Source organism: Chelativorans xinjiangensis (assembly GCF_009812055.1).
Taxonomy (GTDB): Bacteria; Pseudomonadota; Alphaproteobacteria; order Rhizobiales; family Rhizobiaceae; genus Chelativorans; species Chelativorans xinjiangense.
Map to the genome: position 1 here is coordinate 1 of NZ_WQNH01000097.1, position 6,388 is coordinate 6,388.

4 protein-coding genes and 3 pseudogenes are annotated in these 6,388 nt (G+C 64.3%); 1 reads left to right on the plus strand and 6 read right to left on the minus strand.

Annotated elements, in window-relative coordinates:
* Positions 1-85 precede the first annotated feature (85 nt).
* The 4 genes and pseudogenes from GM910_RS26565 to GM910_RS27520 all read right to left on the minus strand — a co-directional run.
* Positions 86-943, minus strand: coding sequence for a sigma-70 family RNA polymerase sigma factor (locus GM910_RS26565; RefSeq protein ID WP_159593857.1), 858 nt, complete (start codon positions 941-943; stop codon positions 86-88).
* Positions 943-1,425: a carboxymuconolactone decarboxylase family protein gene (locus tag GM910_RS26570; RefSeq protein ID WP_159593861.1), complete on the minus strand. Its 483-nt coding sequence runs from the start codon at positions 1,423-1,425 to the stop codon at positions 943-945. The genes GM910_RS26565 and GM910_RS26570 overlap by 1 nt, the downstream gene beginning before the upstream one ends.
* Positions 1,426-1,621: 196 nt before the next feature.
* Complete coding sequence (locus GM910_RS26575) at positions 1,622-1,792, minus strand: hypothetical protein (RefSeq protein WP_246226393.1); 171 nt, start codon at positions 1,790-1,792, stop codon at positions 1,622-1,624.
* Between the two features lie 36 nt (positions 1,793-1,828).
* Positions 1,829-2,187: pseudogene (locus GM910_RS27520) on the minus strand (IS5 family transposase); the annotation flags it as partial.
* Positions 2,188-2,590: 403 nt separating this feature from the next.
* On the opposite strand from GM910_RS27520, the gene GM910_RS26580 reads away from it, so the two are divergent.
* On the plus strand, positions 2,591-4,093 hold the full coding sequence (locus tag GM910_RS26580; protein ID WP_159593859.1) for a helicase HerA domain-containing protein: 1,503 nt from the start codon (positions 2,591-2,593) through the stop codon (positions 4,091-4,093).
* A gap of 594 nt (positions 4,094-4,687) precedes the next feature.
* Here the strand turns inward: GM910_RS26580 and GM910_RS26585 are convergent.
* Positions 4,688-5,870, minus strand: a pseudogene (locus GM910_RS26585) (IS91 family transposase).
* Between the two features lie 21 nt (positions 5,871-5,891).
* Positions 5,892-6,301 (minus strand): annotated as a pseudogene (locus GM910_RS26590) (tyrosine-type recombinase/integrase); the annotation flags it as partial.
* Positions 6,302-6,388: the final 87 nt, after the last annotated feature.

Here is a 6,388-nt window from a genome sequence, read left to right on the forward strand (position 1 = left end):
CCTACGAATACATCTGCAAATGCTGGACAAAGGAGCCCGAACGCTTCAGGCTCGATCCAATCTATCAAATGCCGGGACTAAACACCTAGTGCAAATGCCTCAGCTTGTCGGGATTCCGCATCACATAGATTGCGGTGACCTTTCCGTCCTCGATTTCGAGCGCGGTCGTCTGAAGCTCGCCGTCGGCCTCCAGCGTGATGAAACCGGGCAATCCGTTGACGAAACCGGCACGAACAAGTTTCGAGCCGTTCTCCCGGAAAAGAGCCGCCAGCTGTTCATGGACCTTCATGACGGCATCGAATCCGACGATGGGCTCCATGGCCGCCGGACGCTTGCCGCCGCCGTCGGCGTGAACACTGACATCGGCCGCCAGCATCGCGCCAAGCGCTTTCATATCGCCGCTGCGCGAGGCGTGGAAGAAAGCTTCGGCGAGCTCGAGGCCACGTTGTTTCTCCACCTGGAAGCGCGGTCTCGCCTCGCGGACATGGGTGCGCGCCCGGGCGGCAAGCTGTCGGCAGGCAGCCGGGTCGCGCTCGAGGGTGGCCGCGACTTCCTCGAATCCCTGCCCGAACACATCGTGCAGCAAGAAGGCCGCCCGCTCGAGCGGAGAAAGACGTTCCAGCGCAAGCATCAGCGGCAAGGTGACGTCTTCCTCTTCCTCCTCTTCGAGGACGGGATCGGGAAGCCAGGGGCCGACATAGGTCTCGCGCTGACGCCGCGCCGACTTGAGCTGATCGAGACAGAGGCGCGTGACCGTGCGGCGCAGAAACGCCTCGGGCTCGCGCACCTCGCTGCGGTCGGCCTTCATCCAACGGATGAAGGCCTCTTGCACCATGTCCTCGGCGTCGGCCACGGAGCCCAGCATGCGATAGGCAACACGCATGAGCTTCGGACGCAGCGGGTCGAAACTGGCTGCTGCGTCCTCGTGGCTGACGCCCGTCATCAGGCAGCCGCCTTCGCCTGCATGGACTTTATGGCGGCCAGATCGGCAAACACGCCGAACCCAACCGCGATGCGGTTCCACACACTGGTGACGTTGATCAGCAATGTCAGCTTGACCTGCTCCTCCTCGGTGAACTGAGTCTTCAGGGCTTCATAGGCGCCCTCATGCTCGTGTCGTCCTTCGGAGAGCCGCATCAGCGCCTCGGTCCAGCCGAGCGCGGCGCGTTCTCGGTCCGTATAGCAAGGAGCCTCTCGCCAGGCCGACAGCAGGTAGATGCGCTGCTCGGTCTCTCCTTTCTCGCGCGCTTCCGCTGCATGCATGTTGATGCAGTTGGCGCAGCCGTTGATCTGGGAGGCGCGGAGCTTCACGAGCTCGTTGAGGCTCGGCTCGAGGCTCGAAGCGGCGGCGATGGCGAGCCCGGCGCCGGTCCATTTCTTCATGAGCTCTGGGGCCGCGGCAAAGGGATCAAGTCTGGCGGTCACGGTTCGTCTCCTTCTGTTGGTTCCGACATCATGACGATCCAGAATCCGCCAATGTGACATCCACGTCGAAATTCTTGTTCGATGCCCACCGCGAACGTCGGAAACGGGCGGTATCTGCTCATTCCAATTGTCGGACCGAACGGCAAAGGTCCACCCACGACAGCCCCTCAGCGGAGCCGAGGGGCCGCTGCTTTCATCAGATCTCCGTTCCCTCTGCAAGAGCAAGCGCATCTTCAATATCCACGCCGAGATATCGGACATCAGTTCGAATTGAACGGGCCATCCGGTCTCTTGCTGCGATCGCACGCGTTCGAATCTCTGGTCCGACGACCAAGCTGCCCATCTTGATCTTCGCAAGATCGAACAATGCGCGATCCCGAGAGCGGCCTTCTCGATCCAGGAATCCTCCGCGCGAGCGGCCGATCGCTTCGTTCGAATCCCTTTTTTTGAGCCCCGGCGCTGTGCTGGTGGGCTCTGACGATGGTTGCATCGATCATAGCGTACTCGTTGTCCGGATCGTCCGCTAAGGTCTTGAATAGACTCTCCCAAACGCCGCTTTCGGCCCATCGGGAAAATCGTTTATGAGTGTTCTTCCAATCGCCAAAACGTTCGGGAAGGGCGCGCCGGTGCGGAACTTCCAGATGACCGCCTCCACGAACAGCCGGTTGCCCTTGTCGCTGTTGCGCCCGACATGGCCGGGGCGGCCTGAAGAAAATGTTCAATTCGTGCAAATTGATCGTTGCTCAATGCATAGCGTCTCAAAGGCGGCCTCCATCAAGAAGGCTCCCATGAATCACGCTTTGCGCGGTTACCGCGGAGCGGGTCCGCATTGAAGATATTCAGTTCTTATAGAGCAGTGCCCTCGACGAAATAGATGGCCGCTGGGTTGATCCCGTATCTTTCCGGCAGCGCGAACGTCGACAGAGGAAGCTTCCGAGTTAATCCGAAAGCTCACGGTACCGCACGGGCAACTGCCGGTCACGGTTGAAACCATCAACGTACCCTTGTTCTGCCGGATTGATGGACCTGATCTTGGTCGATGACACCGATGGCGTTGTCAAACCGGCAACCTTCATCCGCGCCATCGTGCCTGTGGGAATCCCTGCGGCGATGCTTCGCGCTGCGTGGCGGCGGATGCTAAGGACGGTGCTCGAAAGGGTGCCGGATGAAAGTCAACATCGACATGGGCGCCGCGGCCGGCGGCGCCGTGGCGGAGCTGGATCTGGATCTGGAAGAGCTGCTCGCGACCCGCCTGCTGGTGCAGGGCAATTCCGGGTCCGGCAAGTCGCATCTGCTGCGCCGCCTGCTGGAACAAAGCGCGCCCTGGGTGCAGCAATGCATAGTCGATCCCGAAGGCGATTTCGTCACGCTGGCGGAAAAATTCGGCCACCAAGTGGTCGACGCCGCCCGCTCCGAGGCGGAGCTCACGCGCATCGCCGGCCGCGTGCGCCAGCACCGCGTCTCCGTCGTGCTCAATCTCGAAGGGCTCGACATCGAGCAGCAGATGCGCGCCGCAGCCGCCTTCCTCGGCGGCATGTTCGACGCCGAGCGCGACCATTGGTATCCTGTGCTCGTGGTGGTCGACGAGGCGCAGCTTTTCGCGCCCGCCGTTGCCGGCGAAGTCTCGGACAATGCGCGAAAGCTCTCGCTGGGCGCCATGACCAATTTGATGTGCCGCGGCCGCAAGCGCGGGTTGGCCGGCGTCATCGCCACCCAGCGCTTAGCCAAGCTGGCGAAAAACGTCGCGGCGGAAGCCTCCAATTTCCTGATGGGCCGCACCTTCCTGGACATTGACATGGGGCGCGCCGCCGACCTGCTCGGAATGGACCGTCGCCAAGCCGAAATGTTCCGCGAACTTCAACGCGGAAACTTCATCGCACTGGGCCCGGCTTTGTCGCGCCGCCCGTTGGCGATCACCATCGGCCCTGTCGAAACCACTGCGCGCTCGACCAGCCCGAAACTCATGCCGCTGCCTGAGGCGCCGGAGGACGCCCGCGACCTGATCCTCACGCCCGGCCCCGAAGAAGCCTGTTCGGTGGTGCGCAGACCGCCACCCAAACCGATTCCGACAGCCGACCTTCTGACGCAACTGTCGCGGCCCAGGCCAGCGCCGGAACCACCGGCCGAGCCGGCTTTCGCCGTCATCGACGAGGCTGAGCGCGATGCCGGCATCGACGCGGTGCTGCGCGAGATCCTCGAAGACCCCGATGCGGCGTTCCGCTCCGACGCCGTGCTCTATCAGGGTTTTCTGGTGCGCAGCCGCATCCGCCGCGTGCCCGGCGAACCGCTGCCGCTTTCCACCTTCCGCCGGCGGCCGGCGATAGCCCGCGCCGGCGTCGATGAAAGCTCCGGTGGCGAAGCTTGGGCGATGGCGCTGTCGCTCTCTGAAACATTGCCCGACGATCTTCAGGGCATATTTTTGATGGTCGCCCGCGCTGCGACCAACAAGGATCCCTGCCCGTCCGACGCCGCTTTAGCCCGCGCCTATGGCAGCCACTCGCCGCGCCGGGCGCGGCGCCTACTCGCCTATTTCGAGGAGCGCGGCCTGCTTATCGCCTGCACCGATTTTCATGGGCACCGCGTGCTCGCCTTCCCAGACCTCGGCTGCGAAACCGCCCCCGGCCACCCCGACGCGCCGGACGAGGCTCAGCGCGACGCAGCGGAGTAAGGTCACCTCTGTCCAGACCGGATAAAAGGGTAACAGTTAGACGGATTGGACGGGTGACAGTTTCTTGGAGCCGGGACGACCCGCCGATGGCATGGCGAGAGACTGGCGCGGGTGCGCAGGCACCCTGCAAGGCTGCATTGTTAGGCGCTCTCACGTGACCAGTACGCGAACGCGAACCGCGCAGAAGCGCACCCTGCCGCGAGCTCTCTAGTCCTTCTGCGCAAAGGCGGCTCTTGGGCCGACAGCGGACGGCAGCTTTCGGGATGATATCGCGAAAAGCTGCCGTTCCGCTGACGTGAAGAGTTTCGGGCGCCGGCAGGCGTACGAAAGTCCCCGAGGAACGAACCCGCGGGCCGCAGACGATGGCTATGGGGATTTCGGATTTGGGCTGGTGTCGGGGACGGCGCGACCGCCGTCGGGAAGCGCGTGGACTGGTGCGGACGGACCGCCTCGTCTTCCGGCCGCGTGGTATTGTCGGTTCGGCACGCGGTCGGACGCGGCCCTGTCGGCATCGACGATCACCATGGACGCGCGTGGGTTCGTTGCCGGAGGCTGAGTGCCTGCGGCTGAAGGCTGGACCCATGCCATACCGGGTCATGGAGAGTTCTCCCGGTTCGTCGCCGTTTTGTCCGGCGGTCCGCGCGGCTGCCTCCATCGTTCGAAGGTCTCGATGACGATCATGCGTCCGCCGCAGCACGGGCATGGCGGGCGGAAGTCGTCCGGTTCCTCCGACGGATCGTTCGTGGCGGGAGGCGCGGCCGCGAGCAGCGTGCGGGCGAGTGCGAGGCTCGTCTTGCGGGAGCCGCCGGCGAGCAGGCCGTAATGGCGGATGCGATGGAAGCCCTTCGGCAACACGTGGAGCAGGAAGCGACGGATGAACTCGTCGGCGGAGAGCGTCATGGCGCGCTGGCGATCGGCACCATCGCTGCGATAGTCCTTGTAGCGGAAGGTGACGCCGCTCGCGTCGAAGCGGATGAGGCCGCGGTTCGAGATCGCGACCCGATGCGTGTAGTGCGACAGATAGGCCAGAACTGCCTCGGGGTCGGCGAAGGGCGGCTTGGCGTAGACGACCCAGCGCTTCTTCCGCCCCAGCGCCAGGTGGCGCAGGAAGGCCCGTCGCTCGGCCAGGTGCACCATCGATCCGAAGAAGGCGAGCCGCCCGGCGTCGTAAAGCGCGATCAGCCGGGTCAGGAAGAGCCGGCGGAAGAGCTTGCCGAGCACCCTCACCGGAAGCAGGAAGGCAGGTCGTGACGATACCCAGCGCTTCCCGTCGAGCGAGATGCCACCACCCGGCACGATCATGTGCACATGCGGATGGTGGGTTAGCGCCGAGCCCCAGGGCGGTGATGCCGATCCTGGCGACGAGATGCCTGCGATCGGCCGCGATAGTCAGCATCGTCTCCGATGCCGTCTTGAACAGCAGGCCGTAAACCAACGCCTTGTTGTGGAAGGCGATGTCGGCGACCTCGGCCGGCAGCGTGAACACAACATGGAAGTAGCCCACCGGCAGCAGGTCGGCTTCCCGCTCGGCAAGCCACGTGCGCGCGGCCGCGCCCTGGCACTTCGGGCAATGCCGGTTGCGGCAGGAGTTGTAGGCGATGCGCCAGTGGCCGCAGTCCTCGCAGGCCTCGACGTGACCGCCAAGGGCTGCGGTGCGGCAGTGTTCGATCGCCGACATCACCTTAAGCTGGGCGAGGCTCAGGTGCCCAGCGTGGGCGGTGCGGTACGCAGGGCTCGCGATGCGGAAGATGTCGGCGACCTCGATCGAGGCGCGCACGGCTCAGCCGTCGGGCGAGATCTATCCCACCTTGAACAGGCCGAGCTTGTCCAGCGGGCTCGTCACCGTGCGCGCTGTGCGGGTCGCCACTTTGGCGTAAAGGGCCGTATTGGCGAGCTTGGCGTGCCCGAGCAGGACCTGGATGACCCGTATGTCGACGCCGTCCTCCAGAAGGTGGGTGGCGAAGCTGTGACGCAGCGTGTGCGGCCCGACCCGCTTGGCAATGTCCGCGGCCTGTGCCGCCTCGACGACGATGCGATGAAGCTGACGGGTGCTGATAGGCTTCATCGCGTGCTGCCCCGGAACAGCCAGCCGTCGCGATGCATTGCACCCTGCTGGCGCCCGACCTTCCACCACTGGCGCAGCAGGGTAAGCAGATCGGTCGACAGCATGACGTTCCGATACCGCCCGCCCTTGCCGCGCTCGACCCTTGACCTGCCACGGGTAATTTCCTCCAGTTTGGATTAGCGTCCGGCCACGTTTGAAGGACGGACAGATGAAGAGAAAGCGGTTTTCGG

Coding starts and splice junctions, on each gene's coding strand:
- GM910_RS26565 (WP_159593857.1), bottom strand. CDS start 943: ATGACGGGCGTCAGCCACGAGGACGCAGCAGCCAGTTTCGACCCGCTG.
- GM910_RS26580 (WP_159593859.1), top strand. CDS start 2,591: ATGAAAGTCAACATCGACATGGGCGCCGCGGCCGGCGGCGCCGTGGCG.